The sequence below is a fragment of the Caballeronia sp. AZ1_KS37 genome (assembly GCF_023631165.1).
GTDB lineage: Bacteria > Pseudomonadota > Gammaproteobacteria > Burkholderiales > Burkholderiaceae > Caballeronia > Caballeronia zhejiangensis.
Map to the genome: position 1 here is coordinate 54,390 of NZ_JALQDP010000035.1, position 14,837 is coordinate 69,226.

15 protein-coding genes are annotated in these 14,837 nt (G+C 61.3%); 10 read left to right on the top strand and 5 right to left on the bottom strand.

What is annotated here, in order from left to right; all coding sequences use genetic code 11:
• Nucleotides 1-204: 204 nt before the first annotated feature.
• The 4 genes from NCS00_RS23350 (at nucleotide 205) to NCS00_RS23365 (ending at nucleotide 3,699) form a co-directional block, all read left to right on the top strand.
• On the top strand, nucleotides 205-1,500 hold the full coding sequence (locus NCS00_RS23350; protein ID WP_250441103.1) for an MFS transporter: 1,296 nt from the start codon (nucleotides 205-207) through the stop codon (nucleotides 1,498-1,500).
• A gap of 454 nt (nucleotides 1,501-1,954) precedes the next feature.
• Nucleotides 1,955-2,761, top strand: coding sequence for a hypothetical protein (locus NCS00_RS23355; RefSeq protein ID WP_250441104.1), 807 nt, complete (start codon nucleotides 1,955-1,957; stop codon nucleotides 2,759-2,761).
• Nucleotides 2,746-3,126, top strand: a complete 381-nt coding sequence (locus NCS00_RS23360) for a DUF7079 family protein (protein ID WP_250441105.1) — start codon at nucleotides 2,746-2,748, stop codon at nucleotides 3,124-3,126. The genes NCS00_RS23355 and NCS00_RS23360 overlap by 16 nt, the downstream gene beginning before the upstream one ends.
• A 3-nt stretch (nucleotides 3,127-3,129) precedes the next feature.
• Nucleotides 3,130-3,699, top strand: a complete 570-nt coding sequence (locus tag NCS00_RS23365; RefSeq protein ID WP_250441106.1) for a PAAR domain-containing protein — start codon at nucleotides 3,130-3,132, stop codon at nucleotides 3,697-3,699.
• Between the two features lie 54 nt (nucleotides 3,700-3,753).
• Here the strand turns inward: NCS00_RS23365 and NCS00_RS23370 are convergent, their stop codons facing one another.
• Entirely contained in the window at nucleotides 3,754-4,677 is a 924-nt protein-coding gene (locus NCS00_RS23370; protein ID WP_008348596.1) for a LysR family transcriptional regulator, read from the bottom strand.
• A gap of 153 nt (nucleotides 4,678-4,830) precedes the next feature.
• On the opposite strand from NCS00_RS23370, the gene NCS00_RS23375 reads away from it, so the two are divergent.
• From NCS00_RS23375 to NCS00_RS23395, 5 genes are read left to right on the top strand one after another with little or no spacing between them, the layout of a single operon-like run.
• Entirely contained in the window at nucleotides 4,831-6,006 is a 1,176-nt protein-coding gene (locus NCS00_RS23375) for an L-rhamnonate dehydratase (protein WP_250441107.1), read from the top strand.
• A 46-nt stretch (nucleotides 6,007-6,052) separates the two neighbouring features.
• On the top strand, nucleotides 6,053-7,351 hold the full coding sequence (locus tag NCS00_RS23380; RefSeq protein ID WP_175981250.1) for an MFS transporter: 1,299 nt from the start codon (nucleotides 6,053-6,055) through the stop codon (nucleotides 7,349-7,351).
• Between the two features lie 24 nt (nucleotides 7,352-7,375).
• Entirely contained in the window at nucleotides 7,376-8,377 is a 1,002-nt protein-coding gene (locus NCS00_RS23385) for a 4-hydroxythreonine-4-phosphate dehydrogenase PdxA (RefSeq protein ID WP_008348602.1), read from the top strand.
• Between the two features lie 4 nt (nucleotides 8,378-8,381).
• Nucleotides 8,382-9,338, top strand: a complete 957-nt coding sequence (locus tag NCS00_RS23390; RefSeq protein WP_250441108.1) for an amidohydrolase family protein — start codon at nucleotides 8,382-8,384, stop codon at nucleotides 9,336-9,338.
• Between the two features lie 24 nt (nucleotides 9,339-9,362).
• On the top strand, nucleotides 9,363-10,283 hold the full coding sequence (locus NCS00_RS23395; RefSeq protein ID WP_250441109.1) for a dihydrodipicolinate synthase family protein: 921 nt from the start codon (nucleotides 9,363-9,365) through the stop codon (nucleotides 10,281-10,283).
• Here NCS00_RS23395 and NCS00_RS23400 read toward each other — a convergent pair whose 3' ends face one another.
• The gene (locus NCS00_RS23400; RefSeq protein ID WP_250441198.1) at nucleotides 10,284-11,195 is read right to left on the bottom strand and encodes a LysR family transcriptional regulator; all 912 of its coding nucleotides are present in this window, start codon (nucleotides 11,193-11,195) and stop codon (nucleotides 10,284-10,286) included.
• Between the two features lie 94 nt (nucleotides 11,196-11,289).
• On the opposite strand from NCS00_RS23400, the gene NCS00_RS23405 reads away from it, so the two are divergent.
• On the top strand, nucleotides 11,290-12,390 hold the full coding sequence (locus NCS00_RS23405) for an NADH:flavin oxidoreductase/NADH oxidase (RefSeq protein ID WP_008348610.1): 1,101 nt from the start codon (nucleotides 11,290-11,292) through the stop codon (nucleotides 12,388-12,390).
• Nucleotides 12,391-12,432: 42 nt separating this feature from the next.
• Here NCS00_RS23405 and NCS00_RS23410 read toward each other — a convergent pair whose 3' ends face one another.
• The 3 genes from NCS00_RS23410 to NCS00_RS23420 are packed head-to-tail and all read right to left on the bottom strand — an operon-like array spanning nucleotide 12,433 to nucleotide 14,835.
• Nucleotides 12,433-13,119, bottom strand: a complete 687-nt coding sequence (locus NCS00_RS23410; protein WP_250441110.1) for a substrate-binding domain-containing protein — start codon at nucleotides 13,117-13,119, stop codon at nucleotides 12,433-12,435.
• Nucleotides 13,120-13,124: 5 nt separating this feature from the next.
• Complete coding sequence (ligK, locus tag NCS00_RS23415) at nucleotides 13,125-13,808, bottom strand: 4-carboxy-4-hydroxy-2-oxoadipate aldolase/oxaloacetate decarboxylase (RefSeq protein WP_008348612.1); 684 nt, start codon at nucleotides 13,806-13,808, stop codon at nucleotides 13,125-13,127.
• A gap of 1 nt (nucleotide 13,809) precedes the next feature.
• Nucleotides 13,810-14,835, bottom strand: coding sequence for an amidohydrolase family protein (locus tag NCS00_RS23420; protein WP_008348613.1), 1,026 nt, complete (start codon nucleotides 14,833-14,835; stop codon nucleotides 13,810-13,812).
• Nucleotides 14,836-14,837: the final 2 nt, after the last annotated feature.

Below are 14,837 nucleotides of genomic sequence, written 5' to 3' on the forward strand. Positions count from 1 at the left end.
CTCGCGATCCTTCGGGACGCGAGCCGTTTGTCTTTTGCCGAGCCATAACCGCCGGTAATCACCTCATGAGGCGAATTCAATAGACGGCTATCGCTGTTTTCGCGAGACTGCGGAGCGTCGGATCGACATGCGGTCCGTCCTCGATAAAAGAGCGCGCGCAACGAATCAGCCAGCGCGCAACAAGCCTCGGAGGAGACATAGAAGATGCTGCATCGACCCAGAGTCACCCGCTCCGTGCTCGCGCTGATGTGCGCGATGTCGTTCATCATGTACCTCGATCGCGTGAACCTGTCCGCTGCGGCGGGCCTCATACGCGACGATCTTCATCTCACCAATACCGATGTCGGCCTCGTGTTCGGCGCGTTCGCCTATACGTATGCGATCTGCCAGGTGATCGGCGGATGGTTCAGCGATCGATTCGGCGCGAAGACGACGCTCGTGCTGTGCGCGTCGATCTGGATCGTCGCGACGATCGCGACGGGTTTCGCGGGCGGCGTCGCGTCGCTGTTCTGCGCGCGCATGTTGCTCGGCGTCGGCGAAGGCGCGGCGCTGCCGGCGCAGGCGCGCGCGCTCGTCAAGTGGTATCCGGCGAGCAAGCGCGGCTTCGTGCAGGGGCTCACGCATTCGTTCTCGCGTCTTGGCAACGCGCTTACGCCGCCGTTGATCGCGTTGCTGGTCGCGTTCGCTTCGTGGCGTGCGTCCTTCGTGCTCGTCGGCGCGCTGACGGCCGTGTGGGTGATCGTTTATGCGTGGTACTTCGCGGACAATCCGCGCAAGCATCGGCATATGACGGCGGAGGAAGAAGCGGAGTTGCCGCCGGAGAACAAGGTCGCCGTCGACAAGACGCGCGAACCGACGCCGTGGGGACGCCTGCTCAAGCGCATCTCGCCGACGATGCTCGTCTACTTCTGCTATGGCTGGACCGGCTGGCTCTTCTTCACGTGGCTGCCGACGTTCTTCATGCATGGACGCGGGCTCGATCTGAAGAGTTCGGCGTTGTTTTCGGCGGGCGTGTTCTTGTCGGGCGTCGTCGGGAATACGGCGGGCGGCGTGATCTCCGATCGCATTCTGAAGCGCACGGGCAGCGTGGTTTCGGCGCGGCGCAACATGATCATCGTCGCGTTTCTCGGGGCGCTCGTGTTTCTCGCTCCGGTGATGTTCGTGAAGTCGCTGCCGGTCATGGCTGCTTCGATGAGCCTGTCGTTCTTCTTTCTCGAGATGACGATTGGCCCGATCTGGGCCGTGCCGATGGACATCACGCCGAAACATGTCGGGATTGCCAGCGGGCTGGTGAATGCGGGGTCCGCTATCGCGGGGATTTTCTCGCCGATCGTGTTCGGGTTTGTCGTCGATCGGACCGGGAGTTGGACTTTGCCGTTCGCTGGATCGTTGGGGTTGCTCGCGGTTGGCATCGTGATGACGTTTTTTATGCGGCCGGATATTGCGTTGGATAGCGCTGGTGCGGCGGCTTCTGGGAGGGAGTTGGGGTTTGCGGAGTAGCGGGTTTGAGGGCGAATTGGTTGAAACTTTGATACCGTCGTGCCTGCGATAGAACGACGGTAATTTTTCGTGTGAATTCCCACTGGGCGTCATATCGACCTCAATCAGGAAAGCTTCGCATATTTCGCTAGATTGTCCCTTTGACGTCCCCGGCGCTCGCGACCAATGCAAACGAGGCAGATGGCCTTCGTGAACGAGCATCACGTCGCCCGTTCTTTTTCGACGCGCCGGTACTCTACTCCTGCATCACGTCCCCGCCTTTTTCCGCACAGAATTCTGATTTTTGTTCGTTTCCGTTTCGCGTCCTTCGGGCTCAAGGGTTATCCCTAGTACATCCCGAAATGCTTCTTCTTTAAGTTTTCGCCCGTCGAGTTCAAGCCCAAAAGCTTGCCCGTTCGACCTGCGTAGGCGCTAGATCGGGTTACTGCACCGACTCACCAATACATGTTGTCTAATGAGCATTCAAACGCAATCCGCAGAACCACCAATCGCCTTTTCGGGACCCTTTGCAACCCAGAACGAGCATGCGATAGACGCAAGCGAATACTTGAGGAAAGCGGAGGAGGCGTTGGCAAGCACTGCGGCAACCTTCGCAAACGAAGCGATCTCCGACGCTCGCGTTAGGCAACGCTACGCAGCAGGAATCCAGCGGGTCAGTCACATGATTCAACAGGAGGTCGAGGCGGGACGAATGTCGGCAATCGATGGCGCAACCTACTGCAACCGCTTGCGCAATCAGATACTCATTGAGACTCGAAAAGTGTCTTCGACTGTCGGCCGGGCTTACGCAACAAAGATGAAACCGGTCGGCCCGACTCTGCAAGAAACGCTAGACCGATACTCACGGCGGCTCTATCAGAAGTCCTTTTTGGCACTCACCGACGTGGAGAAAAGCAATGTTGCGTACTCTGTTATTCAGTCGGCCGGAAGAAACGATGTCCGCGTGACTGCGGCAACCGGGAAGCTGGCACTGGCGGGTCGCGTCGCTATATTGGTTACAGCGACGCTCGCGGTAGTTGCCATAGCATCATCAGAAGACAAGATTACCGAAACATCGAAACAGGGCACCGTCATCATGGGTGGTATGCTCGGGGCCTTTCTCGCCGGACTCGGGACATCCTTCGTCTGTGGCCCGGCCGAACCAATATGTGCTTTGGGTTTCGCGCTTGTCGGCATGGGCGCGGGCACCGCGCTCACCGAGCTGGCTTTCGACGCCTACATTGACGAAATTAGAGAGTTCGAATCATGGGGTCTCCGATAAAAGATGAAGACAGAGAGATTCTTTGGGAATATCTCTCTGAATTCTTCACGTCCTTTCCGGTGGAGCTACTAACAAAGGGGTTGCAGATCGCCGCACGGTATCCGCTTGGCGAAGTTGAAGAACTCTTTTTCGATGAAATTGCGCCAGCGTGCTCGTTCAACCTAACAATAACCACGCCAGCTCTCGAAGAGGGTTTCGATCGCGAATGGATAATTGAGAAGATCAGACAGGGGATGACATACAAAAAAATGTCTCGCCCTAGCTTAGCAATCCGCAGGCTCTACTATCGTTGCATTGCTGGCGGCGTATGGAAAGAGGTCGAGAGCGCCATTCGGCGCCAGCGGCAAGCGAACGAAGAGAGTTGACCAATGCGAAAAGCAGCAGTTCGGGACGACGACTACACGAGCACGGGCGGGCGCGTTCTAGCAAGAAGTACGGGCACGATCTTCGACAACGGTAAGCGAGTCGCCTTGGATCGCAGCCTGGCAACCTGCGGCAAGTGCGAGGGAAGGCATCTGATATTCGGTACAGGGAGCGACCTATTCGACAGCGGCACGAAAATCGTTCTCGACGGGGATTTGGTCGGATGTCCGTGTAGGGTGAACCGGGTACTAGCAGGCTCTGACGCAGGGTACTATTTCGGCGCAGCGCAATGCAGCTCGAAATCGTCGGATCCTGCGCAGCAAAACCTGGCGTCGTCTACTTTGCGCGATCATTGGATTAGCTTCACGCTAGGCGAGAGCAACTACAACGGCTTGTCATGCGTGGCGCACTTTGCGGACGGCTCCACAGAACACGGAACGGTCGACATGAAAAATGTCATTCGATTCAATCGATCGAATTCGAGCGCATGCCTCCAATTCGAGTTCGTCACCCGCGAAAGCGACACAAGCGACCGCTCCGTAACAGAATCGTTACTATCTTTGATATGCGGTTAAGGCCGCGTGGCCCGTCCCTTACGGGCCCTCCCCTCCCGCATACTCACCAAACCCTCAAGCCTTCCGAATAGCCTCAATCACCAACTGCGTGGCAGGACTAATCCGCCTGTTCTTCCTGAGAATCAACCCATAAGGCGCGAGACGCCCCCGCAACGGGGTGGGCAAAGAAGCGATGGTATCGAGCGCAGCATAATAATCCGCGACCGAGCTAGGCAACACAGCCAGCATGTCCGAATCCCGCAACAGCGACAACGTGGTCAGAATCGAAGAAGTCTCCACGGTACTCACCGGCGGCGCCACACGCGACTCACGAAACGTCTGGTCGATGATCTGCCGCATCGGACTCGGATGCGGCTGCACGATCCACGGATACTTCGCGAGATCGGCGAGCTTCGGCTTGCCCGCAATACCAACAGAAGGATGATCCGGCCGCGCAACGATCGCGAGCGCCTCTTCCGACAAGGTCTCGAACGTCAGATCCAGCGCTGAGAAGCCATAAGGAATGCGCCCGACGACAATATCCAACTGATCCTGCTGCAAGGCCTGCACGAGCACATCGCTCGTATCGATCTGCACGCTGATCTGCAAGCGCGGATGCGCTTCCTTCAACTCCACGATCACCTTCGTCAGCAAGTCAGGCGCAGGCGCCATCACCGCGCCGATCCGCACCTTGCCGATATCGCCCGCCTCGATCGCCGCGAGCTCATCGCGCAATTCATCGAGGTCCTCGAACACGACGCGCGCATAGCGCATCACCGCTTCGCCGTAGATCGTCGGCTCCATGCCTCGCGCATGACGCACGAACAGCGACGCGCCGATCGTGTCTTCCAGTTCCTTCAACGCCTTCGTCGCGGCAGGCTGCGTCATCGCGAGTTCGTCGGCGGCGCTTCTGAGCGATTCGGTTTCCGAAAGCGCCATCATCAATTGCAGATGACGCAGGCGCAGACGTTTGCGGATGGTCGAAGCGGGCGCGATCATGCGAGTGATAACTCCAGGAAATAGCCTGATTCAAATTATTCAATGGTCAGTTATCGCGGAGTTTCGCACACTAGCGCTACCCGAAACAGCCGCGCAAACCCTCGCATCATGCAGTGCGCGCGGCATCAATCGAACCACACGGAGACACCGAAGATGAAGATCAAGCATGTCCGCGCGCGCGTTTTCGAATGGAAAGGCAAGGTCGTTCCGCCGCAATCGCACTTCTGTACGAACGCCGTCGATATCCTCTACGAGCGCGGCGATGCAATGGGCTCGTTCCGCTTTCACGGCTGGCTCGTCGTCGAGGTCGAATGCGACGACGGCACCATCGGCATCGGCAATTGCGCGCTCGCGCCGCGCGTCGCGAAGCAGATCGTCGATGAATATCTCGCGCCTATCGCCATCGGCGAAGATCCGTTCGATCACGAATACATCTGGCAGAAGATGTATCGGCGCACGCTCGCCTGGGGCCGCAAGGGCATCGGCATGGCGGCGATCTCGGCGATGGATATCGCGCTGTGGGACATCATGGGCAAGGCCGTGAAGAAGCCCGTCTTCAAGCTGCTCGGCGGCCGAACGAAAGAGAAGATCTGGTGTTATGCATCGAAGCTCTATAACAACGACGATCGCGACGCGTTTCTCGCCGAAGCGCAAGGTTATCTCGATCAAGGTTTCACCGCGATGAAAATGCGCTTCGGCTATGGCCCGAAAGACGGTCCGAAAGGCATGGCGAAGAATCTCGAACAAGTGCGCCTGTTGCGCGAGCTTGCCGGCGATGACGTCGACATCATGCTCGAATGCTATATGGGCTGGACGCTGGAGTACGCGCGCCGCATGTTGCCGCGCCTTGCCGAATTCAATCCGCGCTGGCTCGAAGAACCGGTGATCGGCGACGACGTCGAAGGCTATCAGGAACTCAAGAAGATGAACATCGTGCCGATCTCCGGCGGCGAGCACGAGTTCACGAGTTATGGCTTCAAGGATCTGCTCGAACGCCGGGCCGTCGATGTCATTCAATACGACACGAATCGCGTCGGCGGCATCACGGCGGCGCGCAAGATCAACGCCATGGCCGAAGCGTGGTCCGTGCCGGTCATTCCGCACGCGGGCCAGATGCACAACTATCACCTGACGATGTCGAGCACCGCGAGCCCGATGTCCGAGTTCTTCCCGGTGTTCGATGTCGAAGTCGGCAACGAGCTTTTCTATTACATCTTCGACGGCGAACCGCAGCCGGAGAACGGCTATCTGCAACTCTCCGATGAAACGCCGGGCCTCGGCATCACGCTGTCCGACAAGCATCTGAGCGACTTCAACATCATCGAATGACGATGCGACCACGGGACCATGCAGCCCGAGGCGACAGGAGACGAACATGGAAAGCAGAATCGAAGCACACACGGCGCACGACGCCGCCTCGTCCACACACGCGACGAGCGTGCGCTGGCGCATCTTCGGCGTGGTGTTCCTCATCACGCTGATCAATCTCGTCGACCGCATCTCGCTTTCCATCGCGATGCCCACCATCGCCAAGGAGTTCGCGCTCTCGCCCGCGATGCAAGGGCTCGTGCTGTCGAGCTTCTTCTGGTCATACGCGCTGTTGCAGATTCCGGGCGGCTGGCTCATCGACAAACTCGGCCCGCGCAAAGTAGTTGCAGGTGCAACTGTCTTGTGGGGTCTCTTCCAGACGCTGATGGGCGCAGCCACCGGCGGCATGTCGATGTTGCTATTGCGCGTGGGTCTCGGCGGCGCCGAAGCACCGCTCTTTCCCGCCGGCAGCAAGCTCAACGCGCTGTGGCTGTCGCGCAAGGAACGCGCGCGCGGCGCGGTGCTGATGGATGCCGGATCGCCGCTCGGCGCCGCGATTGGCGGTCTCGCGATCTCGAACCTGATCCTCATGTTCGGCTCGTGGCGCACCGCGTTCGTCGTCGCGGGGCTTGCGACCATCGCATGCGGATGGCTCGCATGGCGCTATCTGCGCGACGATCCCGCGAAACATCCCGGCGTCAATGGCGCGGAACTGGCGCATATCCACGACGGCGCGCCGCCCGCATCGAAGGCGATGCACGCAAGCCAGGACGATGCGCCGCTGCCGCTGCGCTCGACCATCGCGATGTGCGTCGGCCGCATGAGCTGGGCGATGATCTTCTTCGGCTTGCTCACGTGGGGCCCGAGCTATCTGACGCAGGCGCGCGGTCTGAGCCTTTCGCAGATCGGCGCGGCGACCTTCTTCATCTTCCTCGCGGGCGCGCTCGGTTCGCTTTCCGGTGGCTTCCTGTGCGATGCCTTGTGCGGGATGAATCTGTCGCGCGGTAAAGTCGTGAAGACGATGATCGCGGTCTCGGGCATCGCAACGCTCGCCGTATTCGCCGCGCTGCCGACGATCACTTCGCCCGTCGTCGCGGTCGCCGTGCTGTGCGGCGCATCGTTCCTGCTGATGTGGGGCAGTCTCTACTGGAGCCTGCCTTCGCTGCTCGCAAGCCCGGGACGCGTGGGCCTGCTCGGTGCATGCATGAACTGCGCGGGCAGCGTCGGCGGCATTTCGATTCCGCTCATCACCGGCTTCATTCTTCAGCGCACCGGCTCTTTCGATGCGGTGCTGCACTTTTACGGCGCGTGCGCGCTGGTGTATATCTTCGGTTCGATCGCAATCGATCTGCGCCGCACGCGTTAATAACCGACAACGGACCATACAGACATGAAACCTCGCATCGCAGTGCTTCTCGGCGATCCCGCCGGCATCGGTCCCGAACTGATCGCGCGTCTCATCGCGAAGCCCGAGAATCGCGCGCGCGCCGATCTGCTCATCATCGGTGACAAGCGTGAACTCGATCAAGGCATGGAGATCGCGCAGCAACGCTTCGAGTATGGAGTCATCGACAACGAAGCGGCCGCCGCGCGCGATACCGGCGTGCCCTCGCTCATCGATTTCCGCCTGCCCGACGATGCGCCTTACGAGCGCGCCGTATCGACGGAACGCGGCGGCCGTTATAGCCTCGAAGCCTTCAAACAAGCGCTTGCGATGACGCGCGCAAACCGCACGCAAGCGATGCTGTTCGCGCCCGTCAACAAGACTTCGCTGCACATGGCCGGCATGGAAACGAACGACGAGATGGAATGGTTCGCGCGTCAGCTCGACTATAGCGGCGCGTTCTGCGAGTTCAACGTGCTCGACGAATTGTGGACCTCGCGCGTGACCTCGCATATCGCGCTGAAGGACGTGAGCGCGAAGCTCACGCCCGAGCGCATCGTCGGCGCGGTGCAACTGATTCACGATGGTCTGAAGCGCGCGGGCGTGGACAAGCCGCGCATCGCGGTGTGCGGCTTCAATCCGCATAACGGCGACAACGGCGCGTTCGGCCGCGAGGAAATCGACGTGATCGCGCCGGCCGTCGAAGAAGCGCGTGCGCGAGGCTATGACGCGCAAGGCCCCTTCCCCGCCGACACCATCTTCGTGCGCGCGCGCGATCAGAAGGTCTTCGATGGCGTGGTCACGATGTATCACGATCAAGGCCAGATAGCGATGAAACTCATGGGCTTCTGGCGCGGTGTCACGGTGCACGGCGGCCTGCCCGTTCCGATCACGACGCCCGCGCACGGCACCGCGTTCGATATCCACGGCCAGGGCCGCGCCGATGCCGGCGCCACGCAAAAGGCCTTCGACATCGCCGTGCGCATGGCGCAAGACCGCGTGAGCTGACGCCATGATGCAAGAACGCATCGAAGCATTGCGCGAACGCTTTCTGCAAAGCGGCGACGACGCCGATCTGCCCATCGTCGACGCGCATCATCACTTCTGGGACGTGTCGCGCAACTATCATCCGTGGCTGCGCGATCTGTGGCGCATCGCGTTTCGTTACGGCGATTACGCGTCGATCTGCAAGAACTTTCTGCCCGACGACTACTTCGCGCAGGCGGGCAATCATCGCATCGTGAAGACGGTGATGATGGAAGGCGAATGGGATCCGCGCGACGTGCTCGGCGAAGCGCGCTGGGCGACGGCGCTGCACGAACGCACCGGCTTGCCGAACGCGATGGCCGCGCAGATCTGGCTCGATCGCGACGATGTCGCCGATGTCATCGACGCCTATCGCGAGATGCCGCTCGTGCGCAGCGTGCGTCATAAACCGAAGACCGTGCCCCGCGCGGAACATCGCGCGGATTTCGCCGCGCCCGGCTCGATGCGTTGCGAACGCTGGCGGCGCGGTTATGCGTTGCTCGCGCAAAGTGGCCTGATGTTCGAACTGCAGGCGCCGTGGTGGCACTTCGAGGAAGCCGCAGAACTCGCGCGCGACTTTCCGCAGATGAAAATCATCGTGAACCATGCCGGCCTGCCCGCCGATCGTAGCGAGGAAGCGCTGACGGCTTGGCGCGCCGCGCTCGATGCGCTCGCGCGATCGCCGAACGTATGGCTCAAGATATCGGGGATCGGCGAACCTGGCGTAAGCTGGCGTGTCGAGCGCAACGGACGCATCGTGCGCAATGCGATCGAAAGCTTCGGCGTCGCGCGATGCCTCTTCGCGAGTAACTTTCCGGTCGATAGCCTCGTCGTCACGCTCGATGATCTTTTTACCGGCTTCAAGACGATCGTCGCAGCGCGCTCGCGCGAAGAACGTCTCGCGCTATTCTTCGACAACGCGTGCGCGCTGTACCGGATCTAGACCAACCAAAGGAGACTTACTTCAATGGCTGCACCTGTTTATCGCGGCGTCTTTCCCGTCGCTCCGACCATCTTCGACGATCAGGGCCGCCTCGATCTCGAGGGCCAGAAGCGCGCGATCGATTTCATGATCGATGCCGGCTCGCACGGCGTATGCATACTCGCGAACTTTTCCGAGCAGTTCGCGCTATCCGATGCGGAACGCGACACCGTTCAGCGCACCGTGCTCGAACATGTGGCGGGCCGCGTGCCGGTGATCGTCACGACGACGCATTTCAGCTCGCGCATCTGTGCGGAGCGCAGCCGCGCCGCGCAGGACGCGGGCGCCGCAATGGTCATGATCATGCCGCCTTATCACGGCGCGACGATTCGCGTGGGCGAGCGCGGCATCCTCGAGTTCTATCGCGAAGTATCGAACGCGATCGACATTCCGATCATGATTCAGGACGCGCCTGTCGCTGGCACGCCGCTCTCCGCGTCGTTTCTCGCGAAGCTCGCGCGCGACGTCGAGCATGTGTCGTACTTCAAGATCGAAACGGCGCAGGCTGCATCGAAGCTGCGCGAGCTGATCGAACTCGGCGGCGATGCGATCGTCGGTCCGTGGGACGGCGAAGAGGCGATCACGCTGATGCCCGACTTCGACGCGGGCGCGACCGGCGCGATGACGGGCGGCGGCTACCCCGACGGCATCCGCAAGATCGTCGATGCCTACTTCGCGGGCGATTCCGACAAAGCCGCCGAGCTGTATCAGCAATGGCTTCCGCTCATCAACTACGAGAACCGTCAGTGCGGTCTCGCGGCGTGCAAGACGCTGATGAAGGAAGGCGGCGTGATTCGCTCGGATGCAGTGCGTCACCCGCTCGCGCCGATGCATCCTGCCGTGCGCGAAGGCTTGCTGAAAGTCGCGCGCAAGCTCGATCCGCTCGTGCTGCGCTGGGGACATTGACTAGCGCCGACGCTTCTTCTTCGAATCGGCCTTGATTGTGGGAACGCCCACACGTTCCCGCAAATACTCCACGGTCCGCGCGCAACGCGCGGGCAGCGGCCATTCCGCGCGGCGGATGAGCCACAGCGTATCGATCACCGGCGCGCCGCATTCGACCACGCCGATCGCTTCCGGCTGGCCGAACGCGATGCGCGCATAACGCGGTATCACCGTGAAGCCGAGTCCGCGCGCGACGAACTCCAGTATGAGGCTGATCTGATTGCTGAAGCCTTGCCGGCGCAAGCTCGCGACGCCTGGATTGCCCGGGAAGCGGCGGCTCAGCAGACGGCTCGCGGTCATGTGCGCTTCCGGATAGTCGATGAAGCCGAGCCGTTCGAGATCGCTCCATTCGTGTACGTCTTCGTTCGCGGGCACGACGAGTTCGAGCGGCTCCTCGATGAACTTGCTCGCCGCGAGACGCGGATCGTCGGGCTTCAACGCGACGATGCCGAGGTCGTAGCGGCTCTCCAGCACGGCTTCGAGCACTTCCGAATCGGGCGCGAAGCGATGACGCATCTTCCATTCCGGACGCTGCTGCTGCAAATCGAGCAGCAGCGGAAACAGCACGAGCCCGATGCTGCCCGGCGTGATGAGGCCGATTTCGCCAGCTTCGCTTTCGCTATCCGACAGCCGGGACGCGAGACGCTTGCCCGCCAGTTCCATCTCGTTGCAATAGTCGATCAACGCCCTGCCCGCCGGCGTGAGTTCGATGCCGCGCGGACGGCGGATCACGAGCAGGCCCAGTTCGTCTTCCAGATGACGAAGATGCTGGCTCACGGCGGCCTGCGTCAGATCGAGCCGCTCGGCGGCGCGCGTGAAGTTGCCGAGGTCGACGAGCGCGAGAAAGGTGCGCAGCCATTGCGGATTGAGCATCACGAAATTTTATCGAACCGATAATCTGCAGATAGTTTTCATTATGACACTGAACGGTTAATCTGAACGCCTTCATTGATACAGAGAACCACAGATGTCAGCACTCTTCACTCCTTTCAAACTGAAGGACGTCACGCTGCGCAACCGCATCGCCATTCCGCCAATGTGCCAGTACAGCGCCATCGACGGCTTCGTCAACGACTGGCACCTGAGCCATTACGCGAGCCTTGCGCGCGGCGGCGCGGGCCTCGTGATCGTCGAGGCGACGGGTGTATCGCCGGAAGGCCGCATCACGCCGGGATGCACGGGTCTTTGGGACGACGCGCACATCGAAGGCATGAAGAACATCGCGGCGGCGATCAAGGCGGCGGGCGCGGTGCCCGGCATCCAGATCGCGCATGCGGGCCGCAAGGCGAGCGCGAATCGTCCGTGGGAAGGCGACGATCATATCCCGTCCGACGATGCACGCGGCTGGGACACGCTCGCGCCATCGGCGGTCGCATTCGGCGGCGGGCTGCCGAAAGTGCCCAAGGCGATGACGCTCGACGACATCGCGCGCGTGAAGGCCGACTTCGCGGCGGCCGCACGTCGCGCACGCGAAGCGGGTTTCGAATGGCTGGAACTGCACTTCGCGCACGGCTATCTCGCCCAAAGCTTCTTCTCCGTCGATGCCAACCAGCGCGACGATCAATACGGCGGCGATCTCGCGGGACGCAGCCGCTTCATCGTCGAGACCTTCGACGCGGTGCGCGAAGTGTGGCCCGAGAACCTGCCGCTGACGGCGCGTTTCGGCGTCATCGAATACGACGGCCGCGATGAAGCCACGCTGAACGAATCCATCGAACTGACGAAGACGCTGCGTCGCAAAGGACTCGATCTGATGAGCGTGAGCGTCGGCTTCTCGACGCCCGATGCGCGCATTCCATGGGGACCGGCGTTCCTCGGCCCGATCGCGGAACGCGTGCGCCGAGAAGCGGAGATACCGGTTGCGTCGGCGTGGGGCTTCGATTCGCCGCCGAACGCGGAACACGCGGTCGAATCCGGTCAACTCGATCTCGTGATGATCGGCCGCGCGCATCTGTCGAATCCGCATTGGCCGTATCAGGCAGCCAAGCAGTTGAAGGTCGAGAAGCCGTCGTGGGCATTGCCCGCGCCTTATGCGCATTGGCTCGAACGTTACGCCGTCGCTGAATGACGTCGTGAAATGAAAAAAGCGCGCAATGGTTGCGCGCTTTTTTTAGTTGACCGGCTCCATGCCGTGTTCGATTTTGGTCGCGTCGGTATCGCTCGAACCGAGAAACGCCAGGAACGCGCGAGCATCTTTCGATGCGCTTGCGTTCGCACCGATCGCGCCTTCGAATACCGTCAGCGTTTGAATCGCCGGCGGCAACATACCGAGCACGTCGATGCCTTCGACGCCGATCATCTCGCTCAACTGCTGGAAGCCGAGTTCGACTTCGCCACGCGCGATGAGCGCGCCGACAGCGACACCCGGCGGCGCCTGCACGATGCGCGATGCGATGCGTTGAGCGATGCCCCAACGCTCGAACAGACGCGTCAGATAGACACCGCTCGGCCCCGTCGAATAACCGATGGTGCGCGCCGCGAGCACGGCTTCGCGCACGGCGGCTTCATCGTCGATGGCAGGACGCCGCGCGCCCGCTTTCACCGCGATCGCAACGCCCGAACGCGCGATCCGCACGCGACTCGCTGCATCGACGTGTCCTGATGCCGCGAGCCGATCGATCGCATCCGAAGCGAGCACGACAATATCGAACGCTTCGCCCGCTTCGATACGCCTGACCGCCGCGACGCCGCCCACCGATACGATCGCAACGCGCTGGCCCGACTGCGCTTCATACGCGCAAGCGAGATCGTTCAGCACTTGGCGCGTGGCCATCGAAGAGATACCGGTGATGCTCATGCGCGTCAGTCGATATAGCGCAGGCCCGCTTTTTCCAGCGGTCCGCGCATCTTGTACATGTCGAGACCGAGCACGCCGCTTGCGAGCTTCGCGCGTTTTTCTTCCTCGAGCGCCTCGCGCGCAGTGGCTTTATCGAGCACCTGTTGCGCCGATGCGGACGGCACGACCACGACGCCATCGTCATCCGCGACGATCACATCGCCCGGCGTGACCCATGCGCCCGCGCACACGACCGGAATGTTCACCGAGCCGAGCGTCGCCTTCACCGTGCCCTTCGAGGAAATCGCGCGGCTCCATACGGGGAAGTTCATCTCCGTCAGCACGCGCACATCGCGCACGCCGCCGTCGATGATGAGCGCACGCGCGCCGCGCGCCTTGAAGCTCGTCGCGAGCAGATCGCCGAAGAAGCCGTCGGTATTGTCCGTCGTGCATGCGGCCACGACGATATCGCCAGGCTGAATCTGCTCGGCCGCGACGTGCATCATCCAGTTGTCGCCCGGTTGCAGCAACACGGTCACGGCCGTGCCGCTCACTTGCGCGCCCGCATAGATCGGCCGCATGTAGGTCTTCATCAGGCCGACACGGCCCATCGCTTCGTGCACGGTCGCCGAGCCGAGTGCGCCGAGCCTGGCGGCCGCATCCGCATTCGCGCGATTGATGTTGCGATACACCACACCCAGTTCGTACATATCAACGTCCCTTTGCTTTGAGCGCCGCATCGAGGCGCGGATACACGCGGCGCGCGTTGCCTTCGTAAATCTTGTAGCGCGCTTCCGGCTCGATCTGCGCGGCTTCGACGTAGCGCTTCGTATCGTCGAAATAGTGTCCCGTTTCAGGATCGATGCCGCGCACCGCGCCGATCATTTCGCTTGCAAACAAAATGTTGTCGACGGGAATCACGCGCGTCAGCAGATCGATGCCCGGCTGATGATAGACGCAGGTATCGAAGAACACGTTGTTGAGCAAATGATCCTTCAACAAAGGCTTTTTCAGCTCCTGCGCGAGTCCGCGGAAACGCCCCCAGTGATACGGCACCGCGCCGCCGCCATGCGGAATCACGAACTTGAGCGTCGGAAAATCGCGGAACAGATCGGACGTGAGGCACTGCATGAACGCGGTCGTGTCGGCGTTCAGGTAATGCGCGCCCGTCGTGTGAAAGCACGCGTTGCAGCTCGTGCTCACATGAATCATCGCAGGGATGTCGTACTCGACCATCTTCTCGTAGATCGGATACCACGAGCGATCCGAAAGCGGCGGGCTCGTCCAGTGCCCGCCCGACGGATCCGGATTCAGGTTGATCGCGACATTGCCGTATTGCTCGACGCACTTCACGAGCTCGGGAATGCACGTCGATACGTCGACGCCCGGGCTCTGCGGCAACATCGCCGCCGGAATAAAGCTATCGGGAAACAGTTCGCTCACGCGATAGCACAGCTCGTTGCAGATCGCGGCCCACGTGCTCGACACTTCGAAGTCGCCGATGTGATGCGCCATGAAACTCGCGCGCGGACTGAACACGGTGAGATCGAGGCCGCGTTCGCGCATCAGGCGCAATTGATTGCTTTCGATCGATTCGCGCAGTTCGTCGTCGCTGATATGCAACTCCGAAGCAGCCGGCATCTCCGATGGATTACTGATGCCGGCGATCTGCCGGTTGCGCCACCCTTCGAGCGCTTTTGGCGCGGTCGTGTAGTGGCCGTGAATGTCGATGATCATCC